This window comes from Phocaeicola acetigenes, from assembly GCF_027529745.1.
Classification (GTDB): Bacteria; Bacteroidota; Bacteroidia; order Bacteroidales; family Bacteroidaceae; genus Phocaeicola; species Phocaeicola acetigenes.
In genome coordinates, this window is the sequence record NZ_JAPZVM010000001.1 from 116,237 (window position 1) to 133,044 (window position 16,808).

The 16,808-nt window shown below is 42.4% G+C and carries 20 protein-coding genes and 1 pseudogene; 13 read left to right on the forward strand and 8 right to left on the reverse strand.

Translation table 11 applies throughout. The features are described from left to right. Positions 1–39: 39 nt before the first annotated feature. Positions 40–588 (reverse strand): hypothetical protein, encoded by a 549-nt coding sequence (locus tag O6P32_RS00480; protein WP_269876266.1) that lies wholly within the window; start codon positions 586–588, stop codon positions 40–42. Positions 589–924: 336 nt separating this feature from the next. Between O6P32_RS00480 and O6P32_RS00485 the strand changes: the two genes are divergently transcribed. From O6P32_RS00485 to O6P32_RS00500, 4 genes and pseudogenes are all read left to right on the forward strand, one after another. Beyond that, complete coding sequence (locus O6P32_RS00485) at positions 925–1,965, forward strand: alcohol dehydrogenase (protein WP_269876267.1); 1,041 nt, start codon at positions 925–927, stop codon at positions 1,963–1,965. A 90-nt stretch (positions 1,966–2,055) separates the two neighbouring features. Beyond that, a pseudogene (locus O6P32_RS00490) lies at positions 2,056–2,514 on the forward strand (lipocalin family protein); the annotation flags it as partial. A 28-nt stretch (positions 2,515–2,542) separates the two neighbouring features. Next, positions 2,543–3,103, forward strand: coding sequence for a flavin reductase family protein (locus O6P32_RS00495; protein ID WP_269876269.1), 561 nt, complete (start codon positions 2,543–2,545; stop codon positions 3,101–3,103). A gap of 38 nt (positions 3,104–3,141) precedes the next feature. Next, a complete protein-coding gene (locus tag O6P32_RS00500) occupies positions 3,142–4,077 on the forward strand; it encodes an endonuclease/exonuclease/phosphatase family protein (RefSeq protein ID WP_269876270.1) in 936 nt (311 codons plus the stop codon). A gap of 63 nt (positions 4,078–4,140) precedes the next feature. On the opposite strand, the gene O6P32_RS00505 is transcribed toward O6P32_RS00500, so the two are convergent. Beyond that, positions 4,141–4,482: a winged helix-turn-helix transcriptional regulator gene (locus tag O6P32_RS00505; RefSeq protein ID WP_269876271.1), complete on the reverse strand. Its 342-nt coding sequence runs from the start codon at positions 4,480–4,482 to the stop codon at positions 4,141–4,143. A 146-nt stretch (positions 4,483–4,628) separates the two neighbouring features. On the opposite strand from O6P32_RS00505, the gene O6P32_RS00510 reads away from it, so the two are divergent. The 4 genes from O6P32_RS00510 (at position 4,629) to O6P32_RS00525 (ending at position 7,634) form a co-directional block, all read left to right on the forward strand. Continuing rightward, complete coding sequence (locus tag O6P32_RS00510; RefSeq protein WP_269876272.1) at positions 4,629–5,162, forward strand: flavodoxin family protein; 534 nt, start codon at positions 4,629–4,631, stop codon at positions 5,160–5,162. 10 nt (positions 5,163–5,172) lie between these two features. Continuing rightward, positions 5,173–6,153, forward strand: coding sequence for an aldo/keto reductase (locus O6P32_RS00515; protein ID WP_269876273.1), 981 nt, complete (start codon positions 5,173–5,175; stop codon positions 6,151–6,153). Positions 6,154–6,257: 104 nt separating this feature from the next. Then, positions 6,258–6,890 (forward strand): DUF4840 domain-containing protein, encoded by a 633-nt coding sequence (locus tag O6P32_RS00520; RefSeq protein ID WP_269876274.1) that lies wholly within the window; start codon positions 6,258–6,260, stop codon positions 6,888–6,890. Between the two features lie 72 nt (positions 6,891–6,962). Continuing rightward, positions 6,963–7,634: a heterodisulfide reductase-related iron-sulfur binding cluster gene (locus O6P32_RS00525; RefSeq protein WP_269876275.1), complete on the forward strand. Its 672-nt coding sequence runs from the start codon at positions 6,963–6,965 to the stop codon at positions 7,632–7,634. A gap of 91 nt (positions 7,635–7,725) precedes the next feature. Here the strand turns inward: O6P32_RS00525 and O6P32_RS00530 are convergent, their stop codons facing one another. The 3 genes from O6P32_RS00530 to O6P32_RS00540 form a co-directional block, all read right to left on the reverse strand. Beyond that, positions 7,726–8,382 (reverse strand): DUF1847 domain-containing protein, encoded by a 657-nt coding sequence (locus O6P32_RS00530; RefSeq protein WP_269876276.1) that lies wholly within the window; start codon positions 8,380–8,382, stop codon positions 7,726–7,728. 64 nt (positions 8,383–8,446) lie between these two features. Then, complete coding sequence (locus O6P32_RS00535) at positions 8,447–9,157, reverse strand: LytR/AlgR family response regulator transcription factor (RefSeq protein WP_269876277.1); 711 nt, start codon at positions 9,155–9,157, stop codon at positions 8,447–8,449. Beyond that, on the reverse strand, positions 9,154–10,287 hold the full coding sequence (locus tag O6P32_RS00540; RefSeq protein ID WP_269876622.1) for a sensor histidine kinase: 1,134 nt from the start codon (positions 10,285–10,287) through the stop codon (positions 9,154–9,156). Before O6P32_RS00540 ends, O6P32_RS00535 begins: the two co-directional genes overlap by 4 nt. Positions 10,288–10,533: 246 nt before the next feature. On the opposite strand from O6P32_RS00540, the gene O6P32_RS00545 reads away from it, so the two are divergent. Together O6P32_RS00545 and O6P32_RS00550 are read left to right on the forward strand one after the other, a co-directional pair. Then, positions 10,534–11,133, forward strand: a complete 600-nt coding sequence (locus O6P32_RS00545) for a hypothetical protein (RefSeq protein ID WP_269876278.1) — start codon at positions 10,534–10,536, stop codon at positions 11,131–11,133. Then, a complete protein-coding gene (locus O6P32_RS00550; RefSeq protein WP_269876279.1) occupies positions 11,130–11,687 on the forward strand; it encodes a hypothetical protein in 558 nt (185 codons plus the stop codon). The genes O6P32_RS00545 and O6P32_RS00550 overlap by 4 nt, the downstream gene beginning before the upstream one ends. A gap of 83 nt (positions 11,688–11,770) precedes the next feature. On the opposite strand, the gene O6P32_RS00555 is transcribed toward O6P32_RS00550, so the two are convergent. Beyond that, positions 11,771–12,796 carry a threonine aldolase family protein gene (locus tag O6P32_RS00555; protein ID WP_269876280.1) on the reverse strand — a complete coding sequence of 342 codons (1,026 nt, stop codon included), beginning with the start codon at positions 12,794–12,796 and terminating at the stop codon, positions 11,771–11,773. A 446-nt stretch (positions 12,797–13,242) separates the two neighbouring features. On the opposite strand from O6P32_RS00555, the gene O6P32_RS00560 reads away from it, so the two are divergent. From O6P32_RS00560 to O6P32_RS00570, 3 genes are all read left to right on the forward strand, one after another. Then, positions 13,243–13,737: a hypothetical protein gene (locus O6P32_RS00560; RefSeq protein WP_269876281.1), complete on the forward strand. Its 495-nt coding sequence runs from the start codon at positions 13,243–13,245 to the stop codon at positions 13,735–13,737. Between the two features lie 66 nt (positions 13,738–13,803). After that, positions 13,804–13,929 (forward strand): hypothetical protein, encoded by a 126-nt coding sequence (locus O6P32_RS00565; RefSeq protein ID WP_269876282.1) that lies wholly within the window; start codon positions 13,804–13,806, stop codon positions 13,927–13,929. Between the two features lie 46 nt (positions 13,930–13,975). Next, complete coding sequence (locus O6P32_RS00570; protein ID WP_408636033.1) at positions 13,976–14,755, forward strand: carboxymuconolactone decarboxylase family protein; 780 nt, start codon at positions 13,976–13,978, stop codon at positions 14,753–14,755. 28 nt (positions 14,756–14,783) lie between these two features. Here O6P32_RS00570 and O6P32_RS00575 read toward each other — a convergent pair whose 3' ends face one another. Both O6P32_RS00575 and O6P32_RS00580 read right to left on the reverse strand, forming a co-directional pair. Then, positions 14,784–15,671 carry a helix-turn-helix domain-containing protein gene (locus O6P32_RS00575; RefSeq protein WP_269876623.1) on the reverse strand — a complete coding sequence of 296 codons (888 nt, stop codon included), beginning with the start codon at positions 15,669–15,671 and terminating at the stop codon, positions 14,784–14,786. A 31-nt stretch (positions 15,672–15,702) separates the two neighbouring features. Continuing rightward, positions 15,703–16,611, reverse strand: coding sequence for a helix-turn-helix domain-containing protein (locus O6P32_RS00580; RefSeq protein ID WP_269876284.1), 909 nt, complete (start codon positions 16,609–16,611; stop codon positions 15,703–15,705). Between the last annotated feature and the right edge of the window lie 197 nt (positions 16,612–16,808).

Sequence of the window (16,808 nt, forward strand, 5' to 3'; positions counted from 1 at the left end):
TGGACTGCTTACCCGATAGAACGATACTGAACCATTCGGTCAGGAGTGCCTGGCGCTCCGGCTGATGTGGTTCAGTATTTTTTTTCTTGCCACCTTTAAGCCGGGCGACAAAAGATCCGGTTCCATGACTTCCAGATGCATGCGTAGTTCCTCCAGCAATTCCGGGAAATGAACGCATTGCTTATAGGCCAGTTTCATGCAGAGTGATTTTACTCCGATAGACTCCTGTACCGAAATCATATGCTTCAAGCAAAACTCGAGGAAAGTGCCGTTTATTTCCTCTTTATCAAAAGGTTGTTCGAGCAGAATAGTAAGTATCAAACGGCGTTTCCCGGTATTTGTAGTCTGCATGGCTTCCTCTATCAGCTCCTTTTGTCTGGAGTAAAGCCATGGGGTATGGCAGGCATCAAGATGGGTGAGTATCCATGCGGCATTGGCCGATACACGGAGGTCGGTATGATAGACCCATGTGTATAGCGCATGTATTCCACTCTCGTTTTCCTGGAGCGAGAGCAGGGATATTATTTCCCGGATATCGTTTTCGTGTATTCTTTCGCTTAGTCTTTTCAGAAGGTCGGAATGGTTCATGTCTGTTTGAATATTATTTCTTTTGCAAAGATAGTATTTCATGGGAATCCGGTTCTAAAACAATACTATAATCGTCGTCGTAGTCTGTATGGCCCACGTCGCCGGCTCTCTAAACATCGACGTCGTATTTACGTACGACGTCGTCGGATATAGATTTCTTCCGATGGCGGAGACTTTCTCGGCAGATTGCAGAAAGAGTGTCGGCTCTTCGCGGAATAGAAGGAAGAAAGGTAAAATATCAGGTAATTTTTATCGGCCGAATCGGGGAATCTTTTATCTTTGTGGGAGGATGCCTATGAGGATAGAAGGCAGAATCTTGAAAAACAGAAATAGCTTATGTTAGCGTATACTTATGTAGAAAAAGGCCGTTTCGAGTTGCGTGAAAAACCGGTTCCTTGTATAGAAACTTCGCACGATGCACTGGTACGCGTCACGCTGAGCAGTATTTGTACCAGCGATTTGCACATCAAGCATGGTAGCGTACCCCGGGCTGTACCCGGTATTACCGTAGGCCATGAAATGGTGGGAGTAGTAGAGCAGGTAGGCGAGGAAGTCACTTCGGTAAAACCGGGCGACCGGGTAGCGGTCAACGTAGAGACGTTTTGCGGAGAGTGTTTCTTTTGCCGGCACGGCTATGTCAACAATTGTGAAGACCCTGACGGAGGATGGGCGTTGGGATGCCGTATCGACGGAGGACAGGCCGAATACGTGCGGGTTCCTCATGCCAATCAGGGGCTGAGCCGTATTCCCGATGGTGTGACCGACGAGCAGGCTTTGTTCGTAGGCGATATTCTGGCCACAGGCTTCTGGGCAACCCGTATTTCGGAAATCACCCCCGACGATACGGTGCTGATTATTGGAGCTGGTCCTACGGGCATCTGTACCCTTTTGTGTGTGAGATGGAAGCGTCCGCGCCGCATCATCGTATGCGAAAAATCGGAAGAACGTGCCCGCTTTGTGCGCGAGCATTATCCCGACGTATGGGTGGTACATCCCGACGAGTGCAAAGAAGCGGTACTGGCGCACAGTGCCCATGGAGGAGCCGATGTGGTGATGGAAGTTGCCGGAACCGATGATACCTTCCGTCTGGCCTGGGAGTGTGCCCGTCCCAATGCCATTGTTACCGTGGTAGCACTTTACGATGCCCCTCAGATACTTCCTTTGCCGGAGATGTATGGCAAGAACCTGACGTTCAAGACCGGTGGGGTAGACGGATGCGATTGCGACGAGATACTTCGTCTCATAGCCGGAGGAGAGATTGATACGACTCCTCTCATCACTCACCGTTTTCCGCTCGGGGAAATAGAAGAGGCATACCGTATCTTTGAGAATCGGCTGGATGGAGTGATTAAGATTGCAATAGAAGGGCCTAAATAAGGAGGAAATGCGATGAAAAAGTTATTGATGTTCTTGTGCATGTGTATAAGTTTGGGGGCTTGCCGGAGCGAAGCCGAAACCGGAAAGGCAGACCATCGTGTAGTATCGTCGTTAGACTTGGAGCGTTTCATGGGAACGTGGTATGAGATTGCACGTTACGACCATCGGTTTGAGCGGGGAATGACACACGTTACCGCTACATATACCCTGCTTGATGACGGAAAGATACAGGTGTTGAACGAAGGGCTGAAAAACGGAGAACGAAAGCAGGCCAAAGGACGTGGGAAACTGCCCGATCCTTCCGAGCCGGGCAAACTCAAGGTATCGTTCTTTCTATGGTTTTATGCCGACTATTATGTACTCGACATAGACGAAGATTACCGCTATGTGCTGGTAGGAAGCAGTAGCGACGATTACTTGTGGCTGATGAGCCGTGAGCCGGTGATGCCCGAAGCGGTGCTTCGTGAGTGGACAGACAAGATAGCGCGCCGGGGATACGATACCTCGAAGCTCATCTTTGTAGACCAGACTTCTGAAAAAAACAAATAAACCCATTCATTCGATAAAGACAAAGAATATGAGAAAGAATTTTGGAACAAAAACATGGCTGTATCCGATGCCGGTATTTATCGTAGCGGCATACGATGCAGAAGGAAAACCCAATGCCATGAACGCGGCATGGGGAGGAATTTATACAGACAATATGGTAGGAATCTGCCTGGCCGAAGAGCATAAAACCACACAGAATATTCTCTCTACAAAAGCATTTACCGTGAGTATGGGCACCGTAGAGCAGCATGTGGCATGCGACTATGTGGGTATCGTATCGGGCAACGACGAGCCAGATAAATTGGCAAAGGCGGGCTTTCATGTAGTGAAGTCGGAGTTTGTCCATGCTCCGGTTATCGAAGAATTGCCTATGACACTGGAGTGTGAGCTGGTATCGTACGATGCGGAAACCTGCTATCTGGTAGGACGTATCGTGAACATCTCGGCCGACGAGCATATCCTGGGCGAGGACGGAAAGATTGATGTAGCAAAGCTCAATCCTATTCTGTACGATCCCATCCGTCACGACTATCGGGCAATGGGCGAGAAAGTAGGAAAGGCTTTTTCCGACGGACGTGCACTGAAGTAAATTCCATTATCAGGTATAGTTTTAAAGATATAGCAGCTATGGGGAAATTTTTGTTTTCTATTATTTATATTATGATATTTAGTTCTTCTTTTTTAAGAGCTCAGAATGTGTTGAATGAGAAATACGAACGTCATTGGGAATCGGGATACGAGAAGGTGCGAATTATTTCTTATAATATATTTAATGGATTTGACTGGGGAAAAGATATCGATCGTCAGAATCGGTTTGTAGATTGGATCAGGCAACAAGATCCGGAAATTCTGGCCTTGCAAGAATTGTGTGGCTTTACACAAGAAAGTTTGTCTGCTTTGGCAAAACAATGGGGGCATCCGTATGCCGTGATTGTAAAGGAAAATGGTTATCCGGTAGGGATTACTTCGAAGAAACCGATTGATGTGAAAAAAAAGATGCTGGAAAATTGCGGACATGGCTTGCTTCATGTAAAGACATATGGGTTTGATGTGCTGGTGACACATTTGAATCCTAATAATACCAATCAGCGTAGGTTGGAGGCTGAGACAATTACGACGTACATCAAAGAACACCAATTGGATACCTGTCTGCTGATGGGAGATATGAACGCTCATTCTCCGTTTGATGCGGATTATATGGAGATGACTTCAACCGATTTATTGATGAAATATGGTGGTAAGGACAGTCCTAATTTATTAGACGGGCATTTTGACTATTCTGTTATATCCCGTTTCCTTTCATACCCTCTTATAGATGTTTGTCAAAAGTTTACCGATGTTTCCGAAAGAGTCTCTTTTCCGACTCCTGTTTTAATGTATCTTTCCAGAAAAGATACGGTCCGTAAACGGATAGGAGAACGATTGGACTATATTTTTGTTACTCCAACACTTGTTTCGAGCGTTGTGGATGCTTTTGTATATAATGGAGAAGATAATGATTTTCTTTCAGACCATTATCCGGTAGGAGTAGATTTATGTGTTAAACTCAATGAAAAACAATGAATTTATAAGAACTTTGGGGATATAAAAAGAGGTATTGAAGTTCTTGTTATGATCAAGTTGATCTTATATGATATCTTCCAAAATACCTCTGTGCTTCTCTCCCCATTCTTCCATACTGTCTATTATAGGTAATAAACTTTTACCTAATTCAGTTAATGAATATTCACTATGTGGCGGTAGTTCAGCAAATATCTTCTTTTTTACGATACCATGTATTTCCAGTTCCCGTATATCATGATCCAATACACGTGAGGTGGCTTCAGATATTTCTTTATGTAACTGGCTGGGTCTTTTAGGTTCATCTCTTAATGCATCTATAAGACATGGTTTCCATTTGGAACCCATTACTTCCATAGTGATACGAATGCCGCAGGATAGGTCTAAAGGAGTTTTACGCTTGTACATACCTTAAATGAAATTTGGTAGGCTGCAAAATTAAGACTTTTAATTGTATTGGTAATCAATATATGAAAATTTTATCAGTATATGATTCTTTTTTCATGTATTGTATCCGATTGTAGCATAATCTATTTTTGCAAAAAAATATTCGTATGAAAGTAATGATTGTAAATGGTAGTCCCAGAAAAGGAAATACCTGGAGAGCTCTTAGTTTGATTGCTCATTCACTGAATTCCTCTTATGAAGTAAGTAGTTTTAATTTATACGATTATTTCATATCGGGTTGTAGAAATTGTGACGCCTGCCATAAAAAAGGAGGTTATTGTACACAGAAAGATGACAGTAATAAATTGTTACAGTTTCTTGTTGATTCGGATATTGTAGTATTGGGTACTCCTGTTTATTATTGGGGAATTTCTGCTCAGATGAAACTTTTTATAGACAAGTTTTATGCAGTTAATTCATTGCTGTCAGAGTCTCCTAAAAGAATGCTTGTAGTGGCATGTGGTGCCAATTCCTTAGATGATGTTCAATATGAGCTTATTGGCAAGCAGTTCAATTCAATAGCAAAATATCTGAACTGGAATTTTACCAAATATATACCGGTCTCTGCCTATAATCCAGATGATATTGAGCGACAAGATGGTTTGATGCAACAGATTAAAAATATAGGTTTATCACTTTAATAGGTTTTATATGAATTATAGAGATTTTGGAAATACTGGATTTAAAGCAAGTGAAATTTCACTTGGTACATGGCAGCTTGGTTCTAAATGGGGTGAAATATTTAATGAAAAAGTAGCTTTAGATACACTTGAGTCTGCTTATGATAATGGAGTTAATTTAATTGACACTGCTGACATCTATCAGGATGGTATGAGTGAAAATATTATTGGTAAATTTCTTAAGACCAAAAAAGATAAAATATTTGTAGTTACCAAATGTGGTCGTAAATTGAACCCTCATATCGCTTCCGCTTATAATGAAAAGAATATTACTGGATTTATACATGATTCCATTCGTAACATGAATGTAGATAAGCTGGATATGGTATTGCTACATTGTCCACCTTCTGAAGTGTATCATAATGAGGAGCTTTTTTCATGTTTGGATAAACTTAGAAAGCAAGGTGACATAAGCCATTATGGGGTAAGTGTTGAGCGTGTTGATGAAGCATTGACCGCTTTGAACTATAATATTTCTGCTATTGAAATCATTTTCAATATGTTCAGATTAAAACCGTCCGAGAACTTATTCGCAAAAGCGAAAGAACGCAATGTGGGGATTATAGTACGCGTTCCTCTTGCCAGTGGGCTGCTGACTGGCAAATATACTGAATCTACTATATTTAGTGATAAAGATCACCGTTCATACAATAGAAACGGAGATTTTTTCGATAAAGGAGAAACATTTTCGGGTGTAGACTTTAACATTGGTATCGAAGCAGCTCGTGAATTGAAAAGACTGCTTGCTACTGAAGATTTGGCATCAAGAGCTCTTCGTTATATTTTGATGTACCCTGAAGTGAGTACTGTGATACCAGGTGCAAGTTCTCCAGAACAGATAGAGGCTAATGCGAGAGCTTCAGAATTGCCGGCATTTTCTGATGGAGAAATGGATATAGTTAAGCAAATATATAATAAATATATTCGCGAAAAGATTCATAGTAATTGGTGATTTTTATATTTGGGATGCAGTATAAGCTGATTTTATTCATTTTCTATGTGGAATTCCAAAAGAACTGGTTCTTGTAAAATTGTTAATATTAAATTTTATCGTATATGAGAACTTTAAAAAACATTTATTCATTACTGCTGATTGCAGTGGCTTCGTTTGGAATGATTTCATGTGATAATGATGATAATAACGGCATGCTAAATCCTCCTGAAGAAATTACTACCGATGTAGTGTGGGGAGACTTTACTGGCAATGTTCTTATGACTCCTATAGAAAAGGAAGAGGGTAATGAAGGGCTTACCATTACGGCAAAAGTAGAGAATGATACAATAATTTTTGATGATTTTCCTATAAAGGATATTGTACTTTCTATTGTCAAGGATGAAGAGACTGCCAATGAAATAGTTGAACTTGTCGGAAAGATCAATTATAAAATTGGTTATGAACCTGAATTGTCTGAACAGAAAGATCTTGTTAGTCTGACGTTGGACCCTAAGCCTTTGGACCTCTCAGTTAATATTCCTATCGGTAACGAAGGTGAAATAACTCCATTGCTGGTTAGAGTAAAAATAGAGGCTACTGGTACAAACGATTCTTATATAGTTGAATCAATGAATCTGAATTTCAAATTTATTGTGAGAGAAATTCTTATAGGTAGTAAGGATACAGATATGGCAGAAATCGAAGGCTTTGTTCCTTTATTCTTTGATTTCGATATGACAGAAAAAATAAAATAATCACATTTATTACTTCTTAAAATAGAGGTTATCTCAAAATGATTTGGGATAGCCTCTATGGTATTACGTTATATGAATAATCTTTATGTTCCAGGTTGTGCGCTGATGTCGTACAAACCATATTTAGCTGATAAACTGATACAGTTTCTTGAAACCCGATACGGTAGACCTGAATCTTTTTATACCTGTTGTTTTCAAAAACCTGATATTTCGCCCGATACCCGGATTCTTACTCCGTGTGTGGCTTGTATGGATGTGTATGAGAAACGGGGATATACGGTAGAGTTTCTCCTTTCCGATATAGCCCGGAGCAATGATTTTCCTTTTCCGGATTATGGTGGTATGACAATGAGTATTCAGGATACTTGCTATGCCCGTAAAAGACCGGATGTTCATCAAGCCATTCGTTTATTGCTGGAGCGTATGAATATTCGTATCGTTGAGCCGCAGGCCACTTGCTCACATTCCAAATGTTGTGGTCAGACTTTCTATGGTAAGATAGATACTTCTAAGGTAGAGGATTTAATGCGGAAGAGAGCAAATGAAATGCCTTGCGAGAATGTAGTAGTTTATTGTTCTTCGTGTATTGTAAGTATGATGGTGGGAGGAAAAAAGCCTCGTTATATTTTGGATTTATTGTTCAATGAGGAAACAGATATGCACCGTTTTACTATTGATGACTGGAATAGAAAACTGAATCTTTTTAAAAGTAAACATAACGGGGAAGGTGAAGTTTTTATTTAGAGCAGACAACCTTTTGCTGAGGACCTTCAAAATAAAGCGAAACAGTTTTTCTCTATTTTTTAAGTTCGCTTTATTTTGAAGTTTTTTTATATTATTCTTTTGATGTGTTTTTCCCCTCGAAGAACTTCTTCCGGTAATACGATTGAGCCGTATACAGCGCCGCCACGGGATTGTTTCCCGTTACCCGGTCTTTGGTGACCAGTGTGGTGACATATGCATCGGAGTACTTGTAAAACAAGCTATCGTGGCCTACACACAGACCGATGACTACATTCAAATCCGTCTTCGCTTCGTTGAGCAGACGTGCCTGGAGGATAGGATTGCACATGGCGGCTCCAATCTCTTCGCACTTGGCAGGAATTCCTACCGACGATTTGGCTTGTCCGGCCACTTTGCATATCACCGAGTACGCCTCAAAGCCGTTTGCTCTCAGAATCCGTGCAAAGATACGCGCCTCGTTTATCAGGCCGATGCAATTGGCAATTCCGATACGGCGGGCACCTATTTTGCGGGCAAACTCCATGATTTCCTGCACGCGCGTCCATTGGCAATATCCTTCGTATTCCACTTCGGCACTCGCTATCATGATGCGCCGGTTATCTCCCTCCTCGTAGCGCTCCAGTGCCCATTGGCGGTCTTCCTCCTTCAGGTTTGTGGTAAGGCAGAAATCCGGATACGTACGGTCTTTATATTTACAATTCTGTGTACCGCAATCTACACAGGTATGCGTTTCGTGTTCTTTTTCCATAAAGCGTTATAAATGGTTTCGGTATGGCAAAGATACGCATTTCCCGAGAAAAAGCATTTAGCCGTCAGAGTAAACCTTGACTATGGATATACTCCATAAACTGCTCCCTGTAGTTTTCGCTTATCGGTATATACACGTCTTTGCCGAACAAAATGCGGAAGCGTGAAATCTCCCTTATCTTTTTCAGATTTACGATGTACGACCGGTGTACCCTCATGAAATGCGAGGGCAGCAATGAAGAAAGTTTTTGTAAGCTGTTCAGAGTGATGACCGGTTTGGGGCGGTCTTCCAGATAGATACATACATACTCGCTCATTCCTTCTATATACAGAATTTTTTCTTTCTCTATGCGCACCATCTTGTATTCGCTTTTCACGAATAAAGTTTGCCCTTCCTCTTCTTCTTTAGGCGAGTTATGGTTCATCTCATAGATTTTGCGTGCCTTTTCAGCTGCTTTCAGACACTCGGCAAATCCGAACGGTTTGGTCAGATAGTCGATGGCATTGAGGCGGAAACCTTCGATGGCATATTCGGTATAAGCCGTAGTAAAAATCACCATAGGCGGATGAACCAGCGAACGTATAAAGTCCACTCCATTCATATCGGGCATATTGATATCGGCAAAAATAAGATCTACCTGTGAATGTGCCAGTACTTCCGAAGCCTGGATGGCATTCTGGCAGGAAGCCGTTCGGGTAAGAAAAGGAATACGGTCGATGTATCCTTCCAGTTGAGCAAGAGCCAAAGGCTCATCGTCGATAATCAGACATTTCATGATAGTGGAGGTATGATAAGTAAAACATGATACGAGGATGCATCTTCCGTAAGGGTAAACGTATAATTGTTTCCATAAAGCAGATGCAAGCGTTTCTTTATATTCTCTATCCCGATACCGTGATGTTCGTGGGCTGTACAGGTATGCTTGCTATTGTGGCATGCAAAGGCAATTCCCTCGTCGGTACGGGTAATACTCACTTCGATATACGAGCTTTCCTGATAGCTGACTCCATGTTTGAATGCATTTTCCAACAAAGTGATAAAAAGCAAAGGTGGAATCTGGATATCGGGAACAATCACTGGAAAATTGGTCTTTATAGTGAGCTGTTCTGTATATCTTAACCGCATCAGGGCGATGTAGTTTTCGAGAAACTGAATCTCCCGTTCCAGCGAGATACGGCTTTTGTTGGCTTCGTACAGCACATAACGCATCAGCTTTGACAATTCGAGAATGGTCTGCTTTGCTTTTTCTCCGTCGATGTCTACCAGTGCATGAATATTATTCAAGGTATTCATGAAAAAGTGCGGATTAAGCTGATACTTCAGATACTGGAGCTCTGATTCCAGATGCTGGTGCTCGAGCTCTTTTAATATCTCCTCATCATGTAGTGATTTGAGAAATAACCGGATCGTAAGGTTGAATCCCACCAATAGAATTGCTACAATGATGTGAATAAGCAGAAAGGGAGGGCGTATGAGTGGAGCCGGATGCATTTCACTTCTTTTGTGGGTAAGTGGAGGGGGATAATCACAATAAGAGCGGATTTGAGGAGTTGATTTCTTCAAGGATATATTGTGCTCTTGGATGTCGGGATTAGGAGAGAATACTTTGAAGCCTTCCGGTAAAACAACAAACAAGAACCCGATTGTAAAAACGAGTGATACAATGTATCCCATGTAATATTTCTTCAGAAGAAGACGGGGAATTAATAAATAATTGTGAATGAGAAATAACAGGAAGAACGGACACATAATGAGCCATACGCCCGATACTTCCTTCCATAATTCATTGGGATGAAAGGTCTTCTCGTTGAGTAAAAAGTTTACGAATGGAGTTCCTAAAATTAAAATCCATATGAAGGCGTAAATAATTTGTTCTAATAAAAGATGCTTGTGTTGGCTTTTCATCATGACATACAATTGTTTTTCGGAAACAAAAATAGAAATACAATGAGCGGTGTTGCAACTAAAATCGGCCAATGGGCTGATTTTACAGACCAACCACTTTTATTTTCAGTTTTATAAAAAAACGCTTTTACCGGATTAAGTCTGATGATATTCAGCATTGGCCGATAGAATAGAGGCGTTTACTGATTCTATTTTCGGATTGTTTTTCTCCTTTTTACATTTGCCCTCAAACAAAATAGACAGAATATGAGAACGATGAAGCGAACCATATGGGCTTTGTGTGGGGTAATGTGGATGAGTATTCCCGGGTATTCTACGGGCGATGTACGTTACGATGAACCTCAGGAGAAAAAAACATCCTTTAAAGAAATTCCCAATCCGGAAAAGGCCGCCCGCAAACGGGTAGACGAGTTGGATAAAGTGTTGCATCTTAGTAAAAAGCAGTATAAGAAAATTTATAAACTCCTATTAAAAGAAGAGAGAGATAGGTTGGAGCAGGGGATAGGATATATGTCTATGCGAACAGAGCGTCCATTACCTCCGATGGGAGGAGGATATCCTCCTGCCGGAGGCGGACACCCTGGTGGCTTTGGAGAAGGGTTCAAGGGAGAACGCCCTCCGATGCCTCCTCCGACCGGCGATGAAGAACGAGCGGAAAAAGAAGCCGAACGGATAAAGAAGAGAACGAAAAAGATGCGTAAGATTCTTACCGATGAACAATATGATATATGGCTCACTCTGAAACCCGAGCCGCCTGTAAAGGGGAAGAAGCCTTCCGGCTTCCATCCGGGCGAAGATGAACGACCTTCCTTTCACCCCGATTCTTCTGAAACCTGTTGCGAATGAAAATGAACTGGAAGAAAGGATGGGGCATAGGAGCTATAGTGGCTCTGTGTCTGGTATCGTGTAGCGAAGAAGAAATAGAGTATTATCCTATGGGCAAGAAACATTTGGGAGAGACCTATACCGAATATTCAATTGCTAATATCTGGTCGACCGACTCTGTAAGTCGTATTCCTCTCAATTTCTATGCCGAAGAAGTGACTTCACTTCCGTACGTAGCTTACGATGAGTCGGCTTGTGTGTTTACATTTCATCGGGGAAGTACTGACAAATATCTTATTTCGTGGGATTATGATACAGAAGGAAGTTATGTGGAAGTGCAATATGGACAGAACGGCTTGTGGTATACGGTCAATGCACAAAAGCATGCCGGTACTTATCTCCTGACGGCCAACGACGGCATGGGGGTGAGAATGTGTATCCAAAGCGGCGGATCGATGATACTCAGTGACGATGAAATAAAATATGGTATTGGTGTCACTGTATATAAATTTAAAATTGAAGAGGCAGAACCGGAAAGCACGGAAGAAGATTGCTATCAGGTGAGTGGAAATTGATTCGCATGAATATGTTCTGTGTATAGCAGCCCGCTGGAGGAGGAAGTCGGTTCCTTTCCGGCGGGCATTGCTATTTGGAGAGGTTATAGTAAGCGTATAAAGGCATCGACATCCTCTTCGCGTGTAGCCCAGCTCGTAACGAAGCGTACCATCGTTTCCGTTTCTCCACGCGGTCCCCATAGTTCGAAGGTCGCGTGAGACAAAAGCCGGTCCATCTCTTCGTTGGGCAGGCAGACGAACTGCTGGTTGGTAGGCGAGTCGATAGGAAGTTTGTATCCCTTTTCCACGAAAGCCTTTTTCAACTTCAGGGCAAGGCGTACGGCATGTGCTCCGATGCGTTCGTAAAGCCCGTCTGTAAAGAGCGTTTCAAACTGGATACCCAGCAGACGGCCTTTTGCCAATAAGGCTCCGTGTTGTTTCACCAGGGGGAAGAAGTGCGGAAGCTGTTGCGCACGAGGAGCTACCACCGCTTCGCCAAAGAGCGCACCCACTTTGGTTCCTCCGATGTAGAACACATCGCAAAGCCGGGCAATATCCTTAAGCGTTACATCGGTATTTTCGGCCGCCAGTCCGTATCCCAGTCGTGCTCCGTCCATATAGAGCGGTATCTGTGCCTTGCGGCATACTTGGCTCAATGCTTCCAGTTCGTCGAGGGTATAGAGTGTGCCCAGTTCGGTAGGATGCGAAATATACACCATTCCCGGAGCCACCATGTGTTCGTAAGTTTCGTCACGATAAAAATCCGTGATGTATTTATCTACTTCCTCTGCTTTTATTTTCCCGTCGTGCGAAGGCAGGGTAAGGACCTTGTGCCCTGTAGCTTCGATAGCACCCGACTCGTGTACGTTGATGTGTGCCGTTTCCGTAGCCAGTACTCCTTCGTGATGTCTGAGTAAGCCGTCTATCACGGTAGCGTTGGTCTGTGTGCCTCCTACCAGAAAATACACCGCGGCTTCGTTTTGTGCACAAGCCTCACGTATCTTTTCTTTCGCCCGTTGCGTATACGCATCACTTCCGTATCCGGTTGTCTGCTCCAGATTGGTTTCTACCAGACGCTTCATCACTTCCGGATGTGCTCCTGCCATATAGTCTGTGTCAAAATGTATCATTTAAGTTTTTGAGTTTGTGAGTTTTTGAGTTTTTAAGTTTGTGGGTTTGAGTTTTTAGGTTTATGCAAAAGTAGGAAAAAGTTTGATTTTAAGTTTTAAGTTTTTAAGTTTTTAGTGGGTGGGCTTGAGTTTTTAGTTTGTAAGTTTTGGGAGTGTAATCAATCAACTCAAAATCAAACTCAAGAACTGAGAACCTAAACTCACAAACTTAAAAACTCAAAAACTTATATTGTCATTTGTCACGTTTGTCACGGGCAAGAGCAAACTCACACCTTGTCCCCTAACTTAAAAAAAATACAAGTAAAAAAGGTAGTTTTATCCGTGTTGCGGGTATGCATGCTCGAGATGGAAAAAGCTACTTTTGAAAAGTAAATTATCAATTATTTCAAATCATGGAAAGACCTTATATTTTTTGCCATATGCTAACTTCGCTTGACGGTAAAATCATGGGAAAGTATATGGAGATTCCTGAAGGAGAGAATGCAATTCGAGAGTTTTATGAGATTGCATTTGGACCTCATCGTCATTATTCTCATCAGGGATGGTTGTCCGGCCGTGTGACAACTGACGATAATTTTACATTCTATAATCCTCCTGCACTGGATGAACTGGTACATGATGTTCCAGAAGGGGACTTTATAGCGCGTAAAAGTAATATGTATTATGTATCTATTGATCTTTCTGGGAAGTTAGGATGGAAATCGCACACTCTGACCTATGAGGAAACTACAGCCGAGGTAATAGAGGTTCTTGGTACTCAGTCGAGTCCGGCTTACAGAGCATTTCTTCGTAAATTAGGTATTTCGTATCTGATTGCAGGTGATGAGAATGGATTGAATTATGAACTGCTCCTTACTAAATTGAAGACTTTGTTTGATATTGATATGTTGATGTTGGGGGGTGGCGGTGTACTTAACTGGTCGTTTATCCAGGCCGGGTAGTGTGACGAATTAAGTATCGTTATTGCACCTGCCGCTGATGGGGCAAGAGATACACAAACCTTATTCATGACGAAGGAAGGGCTCACGACTGATTATCCTAAAGGGTTCAGTTTATTAGGAGCGCAAGTACTTGATAAAGGAGTAGTATGGTTGAGATATACAAATAGTTCATGTAAGAAAGACAAAGAATAATATGAGAACAAGTTTACTGATATTCATTACATTTATTTCATTCAATATGGTAAAAGCACAGACTCAAGTCCGGCAGACCGCCGGCAGAGAACAATTGGGCGATTTTGCGCCTAAGTTTGCAGAACTGAACGATGATGTACTCTTTGGAGAAGTATGGAGCCGGACCGATAAACTTGGCTTACGCGACCGGAGTATGGTCACCCTGACGGCTTTGATCAGTTCGGGTATTACAGATTCTTCACTTACTTATCATCTTCAGACGGCCAAGAAGAATGGTATCACCCGTACCGAGATAGCCGAAATATTGACTCAGATTGGATTTTATGCCGGATGGCCCAAGGCATGGGCGGCTTTCCGCCAGGCTAAAGAGGTATGGAAAGAAGAAAAAGAGCCTTCAGATTCGAAAGAAGCTTTCGAGCAGGAAATGCTTTTCCCGCTTGGTGCACCCAATGATGCCTTTGCGCGCTACTTTATCGGACAGAGCTATTTGGCTCCTTTGTCTACCACACAAGTAGGAATATACAATGTTTCTTTTGAGCCGGGATGCCGTAATAACTGGCATATTCATCATGCCGCAAAAGGAGGTGGACAGATTCTTATTTGCATAGCCGGAAACGGATGGTATCAGGAGTGGGGGAAAGAGGCTCGTCTGCTTCAACCGGGTGATGTGGTCAATATCCCTGTGGGAGTAAAACACTGGCATGGAGCCACAAAAGACGGCTGGTTTGCCCATCTGGCTATTGAAGTGCCCGGAGAAGAAACCTCCAATGAGTGGTTGGAGCCGGTAGACGAGGAGGCTTATGCCGCACTAGATGCCAGAAAATAAATTCAGAAAGAAGACAAGGACTGAAACCTTAATTTTGTGAGTGACAATATTCGCAGGGAGCGAATCCTGTGAGTTTCTTAAAAAGAAGGCTGAAGTATTGCACGCTGGGATAACCCAGCCAGTGTGATACTTCGGCCGTTGTATATTCGGAGCAAAGTAGCATGCGACGTGCGGCTTGTATACGTTGGAGCTGGAAAAACTCTTCGGGAGTATATCCTGTCTCAAATTGCAGAAGATCGGTGAAATAGTTTGCCGACAATCCCAGTGTATCGGCAATGCTTTCTACAGAAGGAAACAGACCTTTTTTTAATTGTCCGGAGCGAATGTAATTGTCAATTGTTTTCTTAACTCTTTCCAATAACTTTTTATGGATGTCTTCCCGGGTGATGAATTGCCGTTCGTAATAACGTGTACAATAATCGAGAAGAAGTTTGATGTGTCCGGACAAGAGGGTAGCCGTATGGGTATCGACCGAATGGTGTAATTCATCCTCTATATTTTCAAAGCAGCATAAAATTTTTTCGGTTTCCCGTGCCGACAAATGGAGAGCTTCCTCTTTCCGGTAATTGAAAAAAGAATACTGGTAAAGTTGATTCTGTAGCGGCGTACATTTCAATAAATCAGGGTGAAATGCCAGTAAGTATCCTTTTGTGGGTGAGTTTTCCGACTCACTCAGACGGAAAACTTCTCCTGGAGAGAGGAAAATCATTGTAGCATTGGAGTAATCATATTCTGTGTGTCCTAAACCGGCTGATTGCTCTGAAGCAGATTCTATTAGCAGAATGGTATAAAACTCAAACTTTACGATTCTTTCTCCCCATGAAGAATTTTCAAGATTGACCAGGCTTACTTGTGGATGCCAGGTTTTACACCCCATACACTGGTTACATTCGCATACGGTTTTTAAATCGATTATGTGAGATTCTTTTACCATTTCCTGATTGTTTCTATGCTGAATGTTGACTACGATATTCTCCCGGTGTACATCCTACCCGTTTCTTGAAAATCCGTGTAAAGTGCTGGGGATACTGAAAGCCCAGACGATAGGCTATTTCACTTACATTTCGTGTTTGAGACAAGATTTCTTCTTTGGCAATATTGATCAGTTTATCCTGAATATATTCCTGTGCGGTACGTCCGGTTTCTTTTTTTACCAGATCACCGAAATAATTGGGAGAGAGACAAGCACGGTCGGCAAAATATTTTACCGTAGGGAGTCCTTGCTCTTGTGGCAATTGGCTTTGGAAATACCAGTCAAGTTCCTCTTCGAATTTTGTCAGCACATCTTTGTTGGCCGTAGCACGGGTAATGAACTGGCGTTCATAGAAACGCATGCAATAGTCCAGAAGCAGTTCGATGTTGCGCACAATGAGTCGTCGGCTATGTTTGTCGATAGGATGTTGGAGCTCTGCTTGTATGTTGGACAGGCAATCCAGATAAATCTGCTTTTCTTCGTCCGAAAGGTGGAGCGCTTCGTTCGAGGCATAAGAAAAGAATGAATACCGTTTGATTTCCCTGCCCAGTGAAGTCCCCCGAATCAGATCGGGATGAAAAAGCAGTCCCTGGGCCAACGGACGTGTTCCTTCTTCCATTTTCACTTCCACTACTTGTCCGGGAGCAAAGCTCGTTACGGTACCCTCCTGATAGTCGTACGGCTGGCGTCCGTAACGTAAATCGCCACAACGGGTTTGTTTCAGAAACAAGGCATATACGCCATAGTTTAGAGTAAAATGAGTAGGATATGTAGTTGCGTTTTTTAAGTCGACTACGGCCACAAGCGGATGTAGCGTTTCCAGTCCGTACAAACGGTTGTATTGGTCTATACTTTTCAGGTTGATGATGTCACTTGTGTTCATGGCGTGAAATATTTTTATTCGTTCTTTATTTGCAAAGTTAGCGATTCTCTTCCGAACTCTGCCTACCCATATTACGGTTTGTAATACATGCGGAAACGTTTTTATCAATGTTTGTAGTCATTGTAAGTAGCCTTCTGTAATTTGGGTAATACAATCCGTAAACGAGGTATAGTTTATTCTTCTTCTTCTTCGGAACT